This is a genomic window from Streptosporangium sp. NPDC050284 (assembly GCF_044459525.1).
Classification (GTDB): domain Bacteria; phylum Actinomycetota; class Actinomycetes; order Streptosporangiales; family Streptosporangiaceae; genus Streptosporangium.
The window spans coordinates 49,997-66,365 of sequence record NZ_JBITIZ010000011.1; the positions used below are offsets into that span (position 1 = coordinate 49,997).

The 16,369-nt window shown below is 65.7% G+C and carries 14 protein-coding genes, 1 pseudogene and 2 CRISPR repeat arrays; of the genes and pseudogenes, 11 read left to right on the top strand and 4 right to left on the bottom strand.

Features of this window, described 5'->3' with window-relative positions:
• Nucleotides 1-106: 106 nt before the first annotated feature.
• Nucleotides 107-871, top strand: a complete 765-nt coding sequence (locus ACIBH4_RS24940) for an SDR family NAD(P)-dependent oxidoreductase (protein ID WP_362766497.1) — start codon at nt 107-109, stop codon at nt 869-871.
• A 62-nt stretch (nt 872-933) separates the two neighbouring features.
• On the opposite strand, the gene ACIBH4_RS24945 is transcribed toward ACIBH4_RS24940, so the two are convergent.
• Together ACIBH4_RS24945 and ACIBH4_RS24950 are read right to left on the bottom strand one after the other, a co-directional pair.
• Entirely contained in the window at nt 934-1,131 is a 198-nt protein-coding gene (locus tag ACIBH4_RS24945) for a 4-oxalocrotonate tautomerase family protein (protein WP_344749865.1), read from the bottom strand.
• 111 nt (nt 1,132-1,242) lie between these two features.
• Nucleotides 1,243-2,901 (bottom strand): MFS transporter, encoded by a 1,659-nt coding sequence (locus ACIBH4_RS24950; protein WP_362766499.1) that lies wholly within the window; start codon nt 2,899-2,901, stop codon nt 1,243-1,245.
• A gap of 457 nt (nt 2,902-3,358) precedes the next feature.
• A CRISPR array of direct repeats spans nt 3,359-4,453; the repeat unit is 30 nt; unit sequence GTTGTGACCCCTCGCAGGGGCGATGAGGAC.
• A gap of 468 nt (nt 4,454-4,921) precedes the next feature.
• On the opposite strand from ACIBH4_RS24950, the gene ACIBH4_RS24955 reads away from it, so the two are divergent.
• From ACIBH4_RS24955 to cas2, 8 genes are read left to right on the top strand one after another with little or no spacing between them, the layout of a single operon-like run.
• Entirely contained in the window at nt 4,922-5,665 is a 744-nt protein-coding gene (locus tag ACIBH4_RS24955) for a CRISPR-associated endoribonuclease Cas6 (protein WP_362517455.1), read from the top strand.
• The gene (locus tag ACIBH4_RS24960; protein WP_362517458.1) at nt 5,662-7,071 is read left to right on the top strand and encodes a hypothetical protein; all 1,410 of its coding nucleotides are present in this window, start codon (nt 5,662-5,664) and stop codon (nt 7,069-7,071) included. Before ACIBH4_RS24955 ends, ACIBH4_RS24960 begins: the two co-directional genes overlap by 4 nt.
• On the top strand, nt 7,068-8,093 hold the full coding sequence (gene cas7i, locus ACIBH4_RS24965) for a type I-B CRISPR-associated protein Cas7/Cst2/DevR (protein WP_362517461.1): 1,026 nt from the start codon (nt 7,068-7,070) through the stop codon (nt 8,091-8,093). The genes ACIBH4_RS24960 and cas7i overlap by 4 nt, the downstream gene beginning before the upstream one ends.
• Nucleotides 8,090-8,755: a CRISPR-associated protein Cas5 gene (gene cas5, locus ACIBH4_RS24970; RefSeq protein ID WP_362517464.1), complete on the top strand. Its 666-nt coding sequence runs from the start codon at nt 8,090-8,092 to the stop codon at nt 8,753-8,755. The genes cas7i and cas5 overlap by 4 nt, the downstream gene beginning before the upstream one ends.
• A gap of 5 nt (nt 8,756-8,760) precedes the next feature.
• Complete coding sequence (gene cas3 / locus ACIBH4_RS24975; RefSeq protein ID WP_362517467.1) at nt 8,761-11,175, top strand: CRISPR-associated helicase Cas3'; 2,415 nt, start codon at nt 8,761-8,763, stop codon at nt 11,173-11,175.
• On the top strand, nt 11,172-11,669 hold the full coding sequence (locus ACIBH4_RS24980) for a CRISPR-associated protein Cas4 (protein ID WP_362517470.1): 498 nt from the start codon (nt 11,172-11,174) through the stop codon (nt 11,667-11,669). The genes cas3 and ACIBH4_RS24980 overlap by 4 nt, the downstream gene beginning before the upstream one ends.
• A gap of 3 nt (nt 11,670-11,672) precedes the next feature.
• Entirely contained in the window at nt 11,673-12,653 is a 981-nt protein-coding gene (cas1, locus tag ACIBH4_RS24985) for a CRISPR-associated endonuclease Cas1 (RefSeq protein ID WP_362517473.1), read from the top strand.
• A 4-nt stretch (nt 12,654-12,657) separates the two neighbouring features.
• Entirely contained in the window at nt 12,658-12,921 is a 264-nt protein-coding gene (cas2, locus tag ACIBH4_RS24990) for a CRISPR-associated endonuclease Cas2 (protein WP_362517476.1), read from the top strand.
• A gap of 134 nt (nt 12,922-13,055) precedes the next feature.
• A CRISPR array of direct repeats spans nt 13,056-13,488; the repeat unit is 30 nt; unit sequence GTCCTCATCGCCCCTACGAGGGGTCTCAAC.
• A 256-nt stretch (nt 13,489-13,744) separates the two neighbouring features.
• Here the strand turns inward: cas2 and ACIBH4_RS24995 are convergent.
• Nucleotides 13,745-13,996, bottom strand: coding sequence for a hypothetical protein (locus ACIBH4_RS24995; RefSeq protein ID WP_362517479.1), 252 nt, complete (start codon nt 13,994-13,996; stop codon nt 13,745-13,747).
• Nucleotides 13,997-13,998: 2 nt separating this feature from the next.
• The gene (locus ACIBH4_RS25000; protein ID WP_362517482.1) at nt 13,999-14,376 is read right to left on the bottom strand and encodes a hypothetical protein; all 378 of its coding nucleotides are present in this window, start codon (nt 14,374-14,376) and stop codon (nt 13,999-14,001) included.
• Nucleotides 14,377-14,563: 187 nt separating this feature from the next.
• On the opposite strand from ACIBH4_RS25000, the pseudogene ACIBH4_RS25005 reads away from it, so the two are divergent.
• Both ACIBH4_RS25005 and ACIBH4_RS25010 read left to right on the top strand, forming a co-directional pair.
• Nucleotides 14,564-14,743: pseudogene (locus ACIBH4_RS25005) on the top strand (helix-turn-helix domain-containing protein); the annotation flags it as partial.
• Between the two features lie 39 nt (nt 14,744-14,782).
• Nucleotides 14,783-15,811, top strand: coding sequence for a hypothetical protein (locus tag ACIBH4_RS25010; RefSeq protein ID WP_399173001.1), 1,029 nt, complete (start codon nt 14,783-14,785; stop codon nt 15,809-15,811).
• Nucleotides 15,812-16,369 lie beyond the last annotated feature (558 nt).

Sequence of the window (16,369 nt, forward strand, 5' to 3'; positions counted from 1 at the left end):
ATTGAGCGGAACTCCGCAGGTGGCCGGGCACCGTGCCACCACGCATGATCGGAGCGCATCACGCCCGGTGCACACCGGGTGCACATCAAGGTTCGGGAGGAAATTCGTGAACGAGCAGTTGCGCGGCAAGACGGCGATCGTCACCGGGGCGGCGTCGGGTATCGGACGCGCGACCGCCGCGCTTTTCGCCGCCCGCGGCGCGGCGGTGCTCGCCGTGGACCGCGAAGAGAAGGGCCTGCTGGACCTGCGGGACGAGGTGGCCGCGGCGGGCGACGAGGTGGCCGTGCTGGCCGTCGACCTCGCCGCGGCGGGCGCGGCGGAGCGGGTCTTCGACCACTGCGCCGAGGCCATCGGCGCGCCGAACGTGCTCGCCAACATCGCGGGCAAGGCCGGGGACCGCTCGGCGGCCGACACCACGGACGAGGACTTCGAGTTCTTCCTGCGTGCCAACCTCGGTACGACGTTCGCGCTCAGCCGCCGCGCGGTGATCGCGTTCGGCAACGCGGGCGGGGCGATCGTCAACACGTCCTCGGCGTTCGCGCTGATCGGGGTCGCCGGGTCCGCGCCGTACTCGGCGGCCAAGGGCGCGGTCTCCAGCCTCACCCGCCAGATGGCCGCCGAGTACGGCCGGCGCGACATCCGGGTCAACGCGGTGGCGCCGGGTCTGATCGAGACCCCGGCCACCCGTGCGAAGATCGCCGCGGGCGTCTTCGACGACCTGGTGACCCGGTCGCGCCCGCTGCCCAGGGTCGGGCAGCCGATCGACGTCGCACGGGTCGTCGCGTTCCTCGCATCCGACGAGGCGGCGTTCGTCACCGGCCTCACCGTCCCGGTGGACGGCGGCTGGACCAGCACGCACTTCCGCGACTGACGGCGACAGCGACGACGCGGAACGGGCCGGGGCCGATGTCGGCCCCGGCCCGTTCCGGTTCCCTACGAGCGCGCCCTGCGCTCCGCGATCGTCTCGCCGTCCACGGCCCAGTGGGTCGGCGGCAACTCGCGCACCAGGACCCGCACCGACTCGGACGGGACCCCGAGACTGCGCACGACCGCGTCGTGGACGGCCGAGATCATCTCGCGCAGTTCGGGCTCGGTACGGCCGGTCAGCAGTGAGATGTCGATGATCGGCATGATGGCTTCCCTTCTGGTCGGGATGGGACGGTCGACCGTCCTTACGTGCGGCTCTGCTCGGGACGGAACGGTCGACCGTCCCTACGTGCGACTCCGGTCTGGATGGGACGGTCAGCCCTCCTTGCGTGCGACGGCTTCCTCGGCCGTGTCACCGGCCAGTCGCACCTCGGCGAGGTCCACACCCTTGGTCTCCGGCAGGGTGAACAGCAGAATCAGCAGGCCCAGCGCCATCGCGCCGACCGGATACCACAGGGCGGTGGTGATGCTGCCCACCTCGGCCCCGATCGCGACCATCGTCGCCGGCAGCAGCCCGCCGAACACACCGACGCCGAGCTGGTAGGGGATCGAGAGGGCGGTGGCGCGTACCCTGGTCGGGAACACCTCCGCCATCGCCGTCGCGGCCGGCCCCTGGGCCATCTGCGCGAACGCGACCAGTGCGAGGAGCAGCAGCGCGACGGTGAGGACGGGCCCGTCGAAGAAGTCCCCGATACTGGCGATCTTGAGCGTGCCGCCCGATCCGTCGGCCGGGTACCCGGCCGCCTTGAGCGCCGCCGACAGGTCGTCCGTCAGCCGCGGACCGCCGGAGACCTGGGTGTCGTTCACGAGGACCTTGGTGGGGCCGGTGGTGTCCTGCCGCTCGAAGATGACCGAGTTGCTCTGGAGCACGTTCCGCGCCCGGTCGCAGTCGGAGGTGAAGGTGGCGGTGCCCGCGGGATTGAACTGGAAGGAACACTCGGCCGGGTCGGCCTGGATGGTGACCGACACGTTCTCCTGCGCCCGGGCGAGATCCGGGTTCGTGGTCGAGACGATGGCGCCGGTGACCGGGAACGTGAGCAACGCGGCCAGCCCGAGCCCGGCGAACAGCACGGGGCGCCGCCCGACCCGGTCGGACACCCAGCAGGCGAGGACGCACAGGAAGAACCCGATCAGCATGACCACCATGAAGATCGCGTTGATCGTGAACGAGTCGGCCTTGAGGTAGGTCTTCATCGTGGTCACCATGTACACGGTGGACAGGTAGCCGATGAACGACTGCGTCGCGGCCATCACGAACACGATCGCCACCATGCGCACCCGCGCCCGCGAGCCGAACGCCTCACGCAGCGGCGCCTTGGTCTGGGTGCCCTCCTCCTTCATCTTCAGGAACAGCGGGCTCTCGTGCAGCTTGGTGCGGATCCACACGGAAAGCGCGAGCGGCACGACGGAGATGAGGAACGGCACCCGCCAGCCCCACGCCTCGAAGGCCTCCACGCCCACGATGGCCTGCACCAGCAGTTGCACACCCAGCGACATGCTGAAGGCGAGCGCCGTGGTGCCGGTGAGCCAGCCGACGAAGAAGCCGCGCTGCCGCGCGGGGGCGTACTCGGAGACGTAGGTGACCGCGGCACCGAACTCGCCGCTGACCGCGAGTCCCTGCAGGATGCGGCAGGTCACCAGCAGGATCGGGGCCAGGATGCCGATCTCGTCCGCGGTGGGCAGCAGCCCGACTGCGACCGTCGAGACGCCCATCAGCACCAGCGTCATCAAGAACACGATCTTGCGGCCGACCAGGTCGGTGATCCGCGCGAACACCAGCGCGCCGATCGGACGGACGACGAACCCTGCGGCGAAGGTCAGCAGCGCGAACACGGTCTGCGCCGACGAGCCGTAGTCACTGAAGAACTTGCTGCCGATCACGGGGATGAGTGCGCCGTATAGGAAGAAGTCATACCACTCGAACGCCGTGCCGACGGCCGACGCGCCGACGACCTTGAATTCCTGTTTGTTCATCGACGGTTTCCTCCAGCTGGGATGTTTCCCTCCGCCTCGGGGGCATGACGGTGGGTTGGAGTGACCGTAGGACCAGCGACGACGGAAACGACCACCCGATTTCCGGTGTGTGGGAATACCGGCTGAAAGTCGTACCCGCCAAGATCCGCTACCGCTACCTCCGCGACCCCGACGAGGACGTCATCGAGCCGATCGACACGGCCCGACCGCAGTCAGAACGCCCGCGCCGACCGCCGTCCGTGGTCTCCGCGCGCTGGCGAGGGTGCGCGCCGACGCCGTCGACTGCCCGGGGGGGTGCGCGCCGATCAGATCCAGCAGCACCAGGTCCGCCCTCTTGCCGATCTCCAGGGACCCGATCCGGTCGGCCACGCCCACGATGCGCCCCGCCGATTGTCGCCATCTCCAGCTCGTGGTGATGCCCAAACCAGTGCCTCCAGGCTCCACAGCCTCACAGCCAGTTATGACCCCTCGCAGGGGCGATGAGGACCCGAACGGAACCCGCATGTCTCCCTTCGCCAGGTTGCGGTTGTGACCCCTCGCAGGGGCGATGAGGACTGGTCGGGCGCTCGTCTTTCGGCGCGAGCCCGGCAAGTTGTGACCCCTCGCAGGGGCAATGAGGACGATCGGGCTCCGGCGGCAGATCCGGCATCGGGATGTGTTGTGACCCCTCGCAGGGGCGATGAGGACCCCGGAGACCGGCCTCACCTACGCGGAGTGGCTGCGGTTGTGACCCCTCGCAGGGGCGATGAGGACATCCAGCCCAGCGTCCAGCATGGTCCGTCGCAGCTCGTTGTGACCCCTCGCAGGGGCGATGAGGACGTGGCACGAACCGACGCCGAAGGACGCCGTCCTGACGTTGTGACCCCTCGCAGGGGCGATGAGGACGGGTGCTGGCGGCGGCGGCCGGGGTGGAGATCCCCGCGTTGTGACCCCTCGCAGGGGCGATGAGGACCTGGCCATGGACGCGCACCGACACTAAGGCCGCTGACATCGTTGTGACCCCTCGCAGGGGCGATGAGGACTATGAGCACACCTCGCGGATCCGGGCCCGGCTGGTGTTGTGACCCCTCGCAGGGGCGATGAGGACCGCTGTATGAGGTGATGCGCGCCTACCGCGCCAAGGCGTTGTGACCCCTCGCAGGGGCGATGAGGACGTCTCGGCTCCCAGCGGCGCGCTGGTGCTCAGGCCAGTTGTGACCCCTCGCAGGGGCGATGAGGACTCGCCGGTTCCCCGCCGAGCAGATGCAGCCCTACGAGTTGTGACCCCTCGCAGGGGCGATGAGGACCTCCACCCCGGCGCCAACGACATCGCCTGGAACATGTTGTGACCCCTCGCAGGGGCGATGAGGACCCCGCCGGCCGATGTCCGCGTGCCGCTCCTCCGGCAAGTTGTGACCCCTCGCAGGGGCGATGAGGACGGCACATAGACGTAGGCGCTGGCGGTGTAGACATTGCGTTGTGACCCCTCGCAGGGGCGATGAGGACACGCCCTCGCGGTCGGGGTTGAGCTGCTCCCACAGCTGTTGTGACCCCTCGCAGGGGCGATGAGGACCCCAAAGTAAAGCCGCAGGTCATCTACCGTGCGATCAACCAGTTTCAGGCCTGATTTTCAGCAGACCTTCGGTTGTGCAAGAGACCCGGGAGTGTCGCTGAAATTCTGATGCTATTTGGAAGTCAAGAAGCAGCGACCTAAGGCTACTGGCCGCTGCTTCCGATGGCCCCTCAGAGGGGCGATGAGTGTTGAAGTCCCATGCCGTGGATGGCGAGGACCAATCTGTTGCGACCCCAGGGAACCTCGTCGGATCCAGGGAACGGCTACACCCGATAGTAGCAACGTCACCTGTGGGCTATTTGTCGCAGTTGCGAACATGCATCGAGATTAGTCTTAGCCATCTCAAGTAGACACGCCTGGAATACGGCGCTACCTTAAGAGCCCTCACACAGAGGTACGTAGTGGTCACTGTCTCAGCGACCACTGACATTTCCGCCTTGGCCCTGTTGGGCAACTAGGGAGGGCACGGTGCGGGTGCAACTGGATGTCCACACGGAGGCACGGGAGCTGGCCTGGTCGTCGGTAGTGCGGCCGGGGAGGGCGTTGGCGTACTCGCTGCTGGATCGTGAAGCACCCGAACTGGGAACCGAGCTACACGCGCAGGGGATGAAACCCTACGGAATGGTCCCGTTCGGCTATTCGGCTCCTGTCTTCCCTCTGGCGGAGCGGCGCAGGGGGGTCTACAGCCTGGGGGGTCCAGGTACGTGGGAGTTGGGGAGCCCGGTGCCGAGAGTCGTGCATTCCTTCGGGTCCGCGCTCGCCGGGATGCCGGTCATTGCGTGGGGCGCGACGGCGTTCTTCGTCGATGCGGTCCGCGTGGTGGAGGCGCCCACGTTCTCCTCTGGCGGGGCTGTGTTTCGAACCAGCACGCCTGTGGTGGTGAAGGGGACCGGGATCGGGAGCTCGGGAGTGCGTGAGACGCGGCAGGACTGGTTGTTGCCGGGAGAACCAGGCTGGGATCTGGCCTTCGAGCGCAACCTTCGCCGGAAAGCGGAGACGCTGAGCCTGAATCCTGATGTCACGCTGGAACGCGTCACTTGGGTCGGCCCCAAACGGTCCTTCACTGTCGCGGGAAGTACGGGAAAGGGCGGGAGCAAGCCTGGCGCCTGTGTGGAAGTGACGGTCAGCGCCGACCCCGAGGTGCTGCAGGCCCTGTGGAGCTGGGGTTTGGGACAGGCCAACAGCGCTGGCTTCGGCTGGGTGATCGCATGACCGGCGACAGTTTGACTCAGCGGCTGGCGCTGACAGCGCATCCCTTGCAGCGGGTCGGAGCGTACGCTGTGGCCGCACTGGCCGGCGATCTCCAGCCGGAGGAGCTGTCCGCCGATGACTTTGAGCGGGTCGTCAAGACCATGACGCGGGATGCCGTCCGCGCCGCTCTGGTGCGGGACAGCAAGAGCGCGAGGGGGTTCTGGCTCAAGGCGAGCTTCTCCCTGACCCCGAACTCGCCGATGAACCATCCGAGTAACGCCAAGAAGTCGGATGCCGCCGTCAAGGCGCGGGTGGAGGAGTGGCGAAACGCTCCTGGAGAAGGTGCTAGCCCGGATGTCGACTGCGTTCTGTGCGGGCGCCCGGCGATCGGGTTCTTCGGGAAGCTTGATGTCCCGCTCGCGGAGAGCAATGCCTACCGCAACAGTACTCCGCGTGGGCATGAGGGGATGGCGTTGTGCCGTCCGTGCGTGGTGAGTTTCCACGCGCTTCCTTACGGCAGTCATCTCACGGGCGGAGCCTCATACGCGTTGCACAGCTGGGACGCGGGGTTCATGCGAAGGACCATCCAACGTCAGGTCGACCGCAATCTGATCATTGCCGAGACCGGAAAGGTCGCCGAGGGCTACGCGGAGGTCCGTGAGGTGGTGGCTCTGCGGGCGCTGAGGGGATACGCGCAGCGGATCACCGCCGGCGTCGAGCTGCTGGTGTACAACAACAACAACCGTGGCCAGACGCTGGAGACCCATTCGCTTGACCAGCCGCTCGCCGAATGGCTGCGCCGCACTCTCCGGCCGGCGAGCAGGCCGGGCTTCAAATTCCTGGTGCGGGCCCATGTCACGCCGTACTCACCCGGAGTCGTGATGCTGGCCCGCAACGCTTTCGGTGAGCCGACGCGACTGTTCAACACCACGGTCCGCCATCTGGGACGGGTCGTCTCGCTTCCCGACTACAACCGTGAGCAGACGATCTCCGCATCGGGTTTGCTCTATTCCTTCGTCACCGAGGTGATGCAGATGAACGAAAAAGATCTTAAAGAGATCAGGACGGCCGCACACAAGGTCGCTGGTCTGCTGAGCCACCAGGAGACCGGCGGAAAGCTGAACGCCCTGCGCGCGTCGATGCGCGATCCCCGCAAGATGCGGGCTTGGCTGACCAAAAACAGCCTGGAATGGGCGATTCAGCCGCCGAAGGACGCCGAGGGCCCCTTGGTGACCGAGCGGGCGTTCGTCTTGCTGTTCGGCCCCGGCCAGGACAACCCCGCCTGGTTCCACCGTGACGTGTTCCTGTTCGGCGTGCTGGAGAGGCTGTCGGAACTCGGCTGGAAGTCGAAGAAGGCCGAGGAGGACCTGGAAGAGATCGAGAACGCCACCGACACCAAGTTCATCAACGAGGAGGAAGAACCGTGAGCTACCTGGCCGGAAAGATCGTTCTCGACATCGTCGCAGGCGCACCCAACAACGGTGAGGGCGAGGACAACATTGGCAAGGCCAAGCAGTTGCGGGTTGGCCGGGATGTCTATCCATACGTCTCGGCGCAGGCGGTGCGCCGCTGGCTGCGTGACTCCCTGCCACGTGAGGAGCCCCGGTCGGGAGTGACCCGTTCGGGTTCGGGCAAGAAGCAACAGGCTCACACCGAGGGGCGTCCGGACCGTTACCTGGACGACGACCTCTTCGGCTACATGGTCGCGGTGAGCAAGCAGAACTACCAGCGCGACACCGTGCTGGCGACCGGGACGTTCGTCTCCCTCACACCGCAGCGGCCCACCGAGGACTTCGGAACGATGAGCCGGGATTTCCCGGCCGGTGAGCATCCCGTCATCCACCAGCATGAGCTCTACAGCGCGGTCCTGGCCGCCGACATCCTGCTGGACGTCCCCCGCGTAGGCGTGTTCGAGACCGACGGAAGCGGGCTACGGGTAGCGCTCAGCCCGGCCGCCGCGCAGGAGGCCGAGACGGAAGGCTCCACGCGTACGGTTCTTCGGCGCACCGAAGCGCTGCGCCTTCCCCAGGAAGAACGCCGCCGCCGGGTCGCGGTCATGCTGGAGACGTTGGCGAAGCTACGCGGCGGCGCCAAGCAGTCGTTGCACTACGGCGACCGTACTCCCGCTCTGGTTCTGCTGGCGCCCATGAAGGGCGGAGTCAACCCGTTCACGCGGGTGGTGGGCGCCCGCGATGCCAAGCCCGTCTTCGATCCGGACGTGCTGCGTGAGGAGATCAACGCCTGGGACGACGAGTTGGACGGGCCGATCCGCGTCGGGTGGGCCCCAGGTTTTCTCGGAGATCAGCGAGAGAAGACGGAGCGGGAACTCAAGGACCTCATCGAGGCCGGAAAGGTGACCATCGCACACCCTCGTGCCATGCTGACCGGCCTCGCGAAAGAAATCCGCCAAGGAGACCACGACAGCTGGTTCGAGGACCCTGCGGCATGACCATCACGGACACCACCGCGCTGGAGGCGACGTTCACCGCGCCAGTCGCCTCCTTCCGCAATCCCCTCTACGCGGGTGTACAGGTCACCCTGCCGTGTCCTCCTCCGGCGACCGTCGGAGGGCTGCTGGCCGGTGCCGCTGGCGGGTGGGACGCCGTGGACCCGGGTTTGCAGTTCGCGATGGCGTTCCGGTCTGCCGGGAAAAATGTCGACTACGAGACCTACCACCCGTTGGATGCCTCCGGAAAGAAAGCCTCCCCCACACCACGGGATCGCGAGTTCCTGGCCACAGCTGTCCTGACGGTGTGGCTTCCCGATGATCCAGAGGTCTGGTTGCGTAGGCTACGCCGCCCGGTATGGCCACTGCGCCTGGGCCGCAGCCAAGATCTCGTAGGAATTTCACTGCGCACAGTGACCCTCACCCCCGATCCTGGCGCGCTGCGGTCCGCGATCGTTCCCGAGGACGCCGGAGTCTCCGGAGGGACACCGCTCCGGCTGCCGACGACCATCGGGCCAGGCCGGGACCGGACGAAGTGGGACACCTACCGTTACGACTCCTCCGGACTCAGCCAAGCTGTGGTGCCGGGGAGCCGGTCGACCGAAAGTGGTCAGGCGGTGGCGCTGCTACCCGTCTGCCACCCCGAAACCGTCGCTTGGCGATGACGTCGGTGGATCTGAAGTCTTCTGTTTACGCCAAAAGCAGCCGCGGCGGTCGCCCTCCGGAGTTACTCATTGACCACCTGGCTGATACCCATGTCGCCGCCCGCCAGATCTCGCGCCGGGTGGGGGCACTCTCGGGTCTCGACGACAGTCTCCGGCCGCTGTTCTGGGCTGCCGTGGAGCTTGCGGGGCTTACCCACGACGGCGGGAAAATCTCCACCGGGTTTCAGGACATGCTCGCGGGACGTGTCCGGATGTGGGGGGAACGGCACGAAGTCCTGTCCCTGGGATTCCTGCCGTCCCTCATCGACGACCCGGACTTGCTGCTCTGGGTTGCCACCGCCGTCGCCACCCATCACCGGCCGCTGCACGGGGAACCGGGCCGTGACTTGATGAGCCTGTACGGCGACTGCGACGTAGCCGACCTGCAGGAAAGAATTGGGCCGATCCATGAGCAAATCGTCCCCGACTTGGAGGACTGGTTCCGCGACAAGGCCCGGTTGGTCGGTTTGCCCGTGGCCACCCCGGCACGGACGCCGTTGGACGTCGACGCCCTACTGATGGCGGCGTACGACGTGCTCGATGTTGTGCTGGAGAAGTGGGACACGCGGATCACGCCGGATCGTGGCCTCACCGCGGTCCTCTTGCAGGGAGCCGTCACGCTGGCTGACCATCTGTCGTCCGCGCACCAGCACCTGTCCCTGGTCCAGCCCTTGGACAGCTCGTTCCGCGCGCTCCTTGATCAGAGGTTCGCCGATCAAGGCAGAGCACTCCATCCTCACCAGATAAGGGCCGAGACGAAACTGGGCCATTTGCTCTTACAGGCTCCAACGGGCAGCGGTAAAACCGAGGCCGTCCTGTTGTGGGCGGCTAAGCAGATCACCGACCTGGCCCAACGCACCGGCGGCGTGCCGCGTGTTTTCTTCGTCCTGCCTTATCTGTCGTCCATTAACGCGATGGCTGATCGCCTCGAAGGACTCTTCCAAGTTCCCGGAACCGTAGGAGTCGCGCATTCAAAGGCCGCTTCCTACCACCTCGCCGCGTCCATCGCTCCTGAGGACGGCGACGAGACGGATCAGGACAACGATCCTTGCCGTGTCGACGCCGCCACCAAGGCCGTTTCCCGTGCGGCAGCGACCAAGCTGTTCCGCGAGAGCGTCCGGGTCGCCACCCCGTACCAACTGATGCGCGCCGCGCTGGCCGGCCCCGCCCATTCCGGCATCCTCATCGACGCCGCCAACTCCGTTTTCGTCCTCGACGAACTCCATGTCTACGACCCTCAGCGGCTCGGCTGCATCCTCGCCTCCGCTCGCCTTTGGGAACGCCTCGGAGGACGCGTCGCCGTCGTCTCGGCCACCTTGCCCGACGTGCTGTCGGAACTGTTCGCCCAAACACTTACCCAGCCCGTCTCCCCGGTGGGCGCCGCCGATCTCAAACTGCCCTCTCGTCATCGCCTCCGCACCAGAGGCCACCACCTCATGGATCCGGCGGCACTAGACGAGATCCGCTCTTGCCTGGCCTCTGACAAGTCCGTTCTGATAGTAGCCAACAACGTCGCCCAGGCGTTGGAACTGTTCGAAGAACTCAGCCCGGATACGGAAGAACTTCATGGCGAAGGCTCCGCGCTACTGCTGCACTCCCGTTTTCGACGCGGCGACAGGAACAGCATCGAACGGAGTATCAGAAACAGGTTCGGTGCCGGTCTACCGGAACGGCGTCCGGGACTCCTGGTCGCGACACAGTGCGTCGAGGTCAGCCTGGATCTGGATTTCGATGTTCTCCTGACGGCCGCGGCTCCCCTGGAGGCCCTGCTTCAACGATTCGGCCGCGTCAATCGCCTTGCCGCTCGGTCTCCCGCCGACGTCATCGTCCATCTCCCCAACTGGACGACGCGCCGTAACGCACCAGGCGCCGAGTACGCAGACGGGATCTACGCTCGTGAATCCGTCGAGACCGCCTGGCGACTTTTGGTCACCCACTCCGACACCATCGTCGATGAGTCCAACGCCACCGCCTGGTTGAACCTCATTTACGCCACCCCCTGGGGAGCGGCCTGGCGTAAGGAAGTGCACGAGTACTACGAAACCTTCACCGATCGGCTCCTGACCTTCCGGCGGCCTTTCGACTCCCGCTCCGACCTCGCTGCGGTCTTCGACGAACTCTTCGACGGTTCCGAAGCGATCCTCGCCGAAGACCGGGAAGCATACGCCGATGCCCTGGCCCAGGCCCCCGGGCAGCCAAGAGCAGGCCGCTTGCTGGCCGACGAATATCTGTTCCCCATGCCTCACTGGGCCGGCCGCCTCAGCGGCTACGACAAGAAACTCCAGGTCCGCGTTATCAACGGTGACTACGACTCGCGGTTGGGCCTCCGCGCCGTTCACGGTCCCGCCCACATCACCTATCAACCAGGAGAGGTCCTGTGATCGAAGCCGAAGACGTCGGCGGCACTCACATCAAGTACCTCTACCACTGCCGCCGTCAGCTATGGCTCTTCCTGCGAGGCATTCGACCGGAACACCTGAGCGCGGCCGTGCAGATGGGGGAAGCCGTTCACGACACCACCTACACCCGCGCCACCCCGGTCGATCTCGGTGCCGCCCGCCTGGACTTCGTCGATGGCCAGAGATGGGTCCACGAAGTGAAATCGTCCAGTCGGCCGACCTCAGCGGATGAGGCCCAGGCACGCCATTACTGCCACCGCCTGCACCGTGTCGGAGTCGATGCGAAAGGTGCGGTCCTGCATTACCCCAAGACACGCCGGACCAAAAGGCTGGACTACACCGAAAAGGCATCCGCACAGGCAGAGGCCGATATCGCCATGGTCCTGGAAACTGCAGCGCTGTCCACCTCCCCGCCTCGACTCGCTCGCAACGCCTGTAAAGGATGCAGCTTCATCGACTACTGCTGGACGGAATGACTCGTGCCAACTGCTTCTCGTACTTACTGGCTTACCAGCCCTTGCCGTATCCGGCGTAAGGATCAATCGCTCTTGATCGAGCGCGAGAACGCCTCGCCCGTCCACATCCCCATCACCGATGTGCGGGATATCGTCGCCTGCGCCGAAACCGACATCAACACCGCGGTCGTCTCCCTGCTCAACCGACACCGCATCAACGTGCACCTGCTCAGCTACTACGGCGATTACGCCGGTTCCCTGCTGACCTCCGACACCAGCACCTCAGGCGAGACCGTCCTCGCTCAGGCCCGGCTCGCCGGCGCTCCAGAAGCCGCACTGAAGATCGCTCGCGATATCGTCGAGACCACCGCCTTCAACGTCCGACGCGTCGTTGACCGTCAATTATTGAAGGGTCCCTACACCGCCCTTCAAAAAACTGTCGCCGAAGCTGAGAGCGCGGCTCATCTAATGGGCGCCGAAGGGACCTTCCGCCGTTCGGCCTGGGCCGTTATCGACACAAAACTGCCCGCATGGCTTCAGCTTGAGGGACGCAGTCGGCGACCGCCGAAAAACGCCGGCAACGCATTCATCAGTTATGTCAACGGCATTGTGTATGCCCGCGTTCTCACCGCTGTCCGGCTCACACCACTGCACAGCGGAATCGCGTTCCTGCACAGCAGCATGGAACGCCAACGACACTCGCTCGTCCTGGACCTTTCCGAGATGTTCAAACCGCTCTTCGCCGAACGTCTGCTTCTCCGTATGGCCAGCCGTAACCAGCTCAAGGAGCATCACTTCGACAGCGACACCAACCAGGCCATGCTCAGCGAGGCCGGCCGCAAACTCGTCGTCCAAACGGTTCGTGATGAATTCGCCGTCACAGTCGCCCATCGCACCCTGGGCCGCTCCGTGGCGTACGACGAACTGCTCTACCTCGACGCGCTCGCCCTTACACGCCACTGCCTGGAGAACGTCGGCTACAGACCTTTCCGGATCTGGTGGTGACCTCATGTACGTCGTGGTGGTCTATGACACCGCTGCCGAGCGGAATCCGCAGATCCTACGAACCTGCCGCCAATACCTCCACCACGTGCAGCGCAGTGTCTTCGAAGGTCGGCTCACTCCAGCACAACTCCGTCGCTTCCAGAGCGCTGTGACCGCTGTCCTCGACCTCAGCTACGACAACGTCATCGTCTACACCTTCCCGCCCGGCGCCACGCCGCAACGGCTCGCGTGGGGAGCCACCGAACCGGAGCCCACAGATATCCTGTGATCCGGCTCTTTGACCACTCCATAGCGACAAATTTCAGCGACACACCGGGCTCGGCTGCACTACCGGAGGTCTGCTGAAAATCAGGCCGAAAACGCATCGATCCCACCGCCTGTGACCAGCGGCTTTACATTGGGGTCCTCATCGCCCCTACGAGGGGTCTCAACTATTAGGAAAAGCGTATTGGGGTTTCAATGAGGGCGCGTCCTCATCGCCCCTACGAGGGGTCTCAACCTGGCTGCTCCGGACGGGTCGCTGAGCAAGACGGGCCGTCCTCATCGCCCCTACGAGGGGTCTCAACTGTCTGGGGTTCCAGCCTTCCGCTCGACTCCCCTAGAGTCCTCATCGCCCCTACGAGGGGTCTCAACGTGGAGGCAGGAGTGGGGCGGACGGTGCTGAGCGCGGGTCCTCATCGCCCCTACGAGGGGTCTCAACACGGCCGACTCGAACCGCCGCGCGGGCGCGCGGTCGTGTCCTCATCGCCCCTGTGAGGGGTCTCAACCGGACGATGTGGAACGGGCGCGTCATGCCGCACCTCCGGTCCTCATCGCGCCCCTGCGAGGGGTCGTAACCTGATTGGTCTCGATGGCCCACTCAGCGCACTCCTGCGTCCTCATAGCCCCTGCAAAACGCCACTACTCATTGGTAGTGACCTGCTACTTGACGCTCACATGGCTGCTCCCTGATCGCCGTGCCCGAGTCTCTGGATGGTCTGCTTTACGTCCTCGATGCTGCTCAGATTGTCACCCGATGCCACGGTTACCTGGTCTGGTCGGGTACGGCAACGCGACTGCGAGGAAGGTCTGTCGCCGCACCCGACCGGTGATCATTTGGTGTCGTCGGTTTGCAGCGCGTGTTTTCCGCGACTGCCCGGAGTGCGGTGGGACTGGAGGCGGGCCAGCGCAGTATCGACCAGGCGGCCGAGGTTGCCCAGTTCGTACAGCATCCGGTGGCGCTCAGCGTCCTCCCACGCCCTGATGACCGACCTGATGTCGCCCGACTTACCGGCCGTGACGATGACCTCTTTGCCGTTGACTCTCTTGGTGGCCGCATCGCCCACGATGATCCAGCCGTGCACGGTTACCTCCCCCGAGCAGCCACGATCAGGGCGACCACCTGTTCGGGATGCTCGCTTCGCACTGCCTGCAGGCCCGCGCCGTCGCGAAGAGAGACCAGGTAACTGCCCGAGCGCGCCCCCACGGTCACCGTGGCCACACACCAGCCCTGCGGACCCTTCACGGTCAACTCCGGCGGGTAGCGCTCCATCCACGACCGCAACGGCGGCTGATCGGGCCAGGCAGCCTCACTGTCGGCGAACAGTCCCAGGCTGATCGTGTGATGACGGTGAGCACGGATTCCCCGCTCGGTGAGAAGCCGCTGGACGACGGCCAGCGCCTTGTCATGGCTCTCCACCGTCGCCTCATCAACGGCGGGTGGGACGGCTCTACAGTTGTCCACGGGTCGCACCTCCAGTGTGCGATCAAGGACCCGCCGAACGAGTGGTGTCGTGTCGGCGGGTCCGCCATTTATTCGTTGCGCCAATCTCCGGTTCTGTTGTGCGGCTACCGAGAAGCATGTGTGATTGGTATCTCTCCGAACGAGGGGTTGCCTGGGCGAGGCAACGTGGCAACGGGAAGAGGCAACGATGAGTTTCGGGGAACAATTGCGTCGATATCGTCAGCAACGGAAGATTTCACTGGCGGGTCTTCACGCGGTGACCTACTTTTCCAAGAGCTATCTCAGCCGCGTTGAACAGGGGAAACGCAACCCGGAACGGGTATTGGCCGAACTCGCCGACGATGCCCTCGGAGCGGGAGGGAAGCTCGTCGAGGCATGGGAGAAGCAATACGGAAAACCGTTGCCTATGCTGGAGACGAGCACAGGAGGTAGGGCAACGAAACGACGTACGTTCATCAAGAGCGCGGCGATCGCTGCGGGAGTCGGGCTGACCGATGGAGCCGGACAGACCGACCAGAGCGCGGCAGCCGTTGCGCGCCTGCGTGATGCCCTCATCCCCAACGAGCCCAGCTCAGGACCCGTCCTCACACAGGCGTCCTTCGCCCGCGCCGTCACCCGTGCCCGGCGGGACTTCACCGCCGCCCGCTACGCCGATCTCGCCGGTGATCTCGCCGAGCTGATCCCCGTTGCCCGCGACGCGTCCGATCCGGCGGACCTCGCCACGGCCGCACAGGTCTACCACCTGACGACCCGCACGCTGATCAAGCTGAGCGCCTCACCGTACGCGTGGGTGTCGGCCCATCAGGGCGAGCGGGTCGCGCACGCCAGCGGTGACCTCCAGGCCATCGGGGAGGCACGTCGAGACCTGGCCAGCCTTTTCCACCGGGCGATGGACTACGGCAAGGCTCGTGACCTCACGGTGAGCACGGCGGAACTCCTTCGCCCGCAACTGCCCTCCGCTCCCGCCTCCGCCTGGGGATCGTATGGGGCGCTGATGTCCACCGGCGCCATCGCCGCAGCCCGGTTGGAAGACCGTGACAACGCCCTGGGCATGCTGGAGGAAGCCGAAGAGGCCGCCCGGCACGCGCCCAAGCTCGTGCTCAGCGTCGGGCATGTCGCCACCTACAAGATCGGTGTGTCCATCGTTCTCGGGGACGCCGGAACGGCCATAGAGCACGCCAGGGACATCGTTCCCGACGAGATCCCGACCCTGGAGCGTCGCGCCAGCTACTACACGGGCATCGCCGAGGCTTACACGCTCTGGGGGAAGACCGACCGCGCCGTGCGTGCGCTCCTGGTCGCCGAGAAGATCGCCCCATCCGAGGTACGGCGCACCGGACCACGGCAGGTGATCACCGATCTACTCCACCGCGACCGCCACGGCAAGCTCTCCGGTCTGCACGCTCTCGCACGTCGCTCCGGTGTAGCTCTGTGATCATTTTCTGAGTGACGATTCGACTGATCCCGCCCTCGTAGCCACTACTCGGCGGTTGTTCCTCCGGCCTGCGGTTTTCTGTGTTCGCGCGGTGGAGTTTCTATTGACGGCACCGAACTTCCGCCGGAAAGCGACAAAAGTTCCACGATTTCGACCGTAACATCTGGACAGTCGGTACGTAACATTTTAAGCTCACACCAGAATGAGCCGCGAAGTTGGCGAAAGTTCGGGAGGTGCAGCGATTGAGAACGCAGCACCACGCTCTTCGTCCCCTGCGCGGCGAGGGGCACCGCCCGAGATCAGTGGTCGGCTCGGACCCCGCACGGCCGTCGGACCGGAGCCGGAGTGACCGGGAGCAGTCCCTTCGCCCACTCACCCCCCACCCCCCTCGAACGGCCTGGAGGTCGTCATGCTGCCACCGATCTCTCCCACCATGACCCGCTGACGGCCGACGCGGCGCCCGAGGGTGCCGTGCCGCCGTCACAGGGGGATAGCCGGGGCGGCGGGGGCGGACGCCGACCGCTCCCGCCGACCCGGTCCCACCTCCCCGTTTTCCCT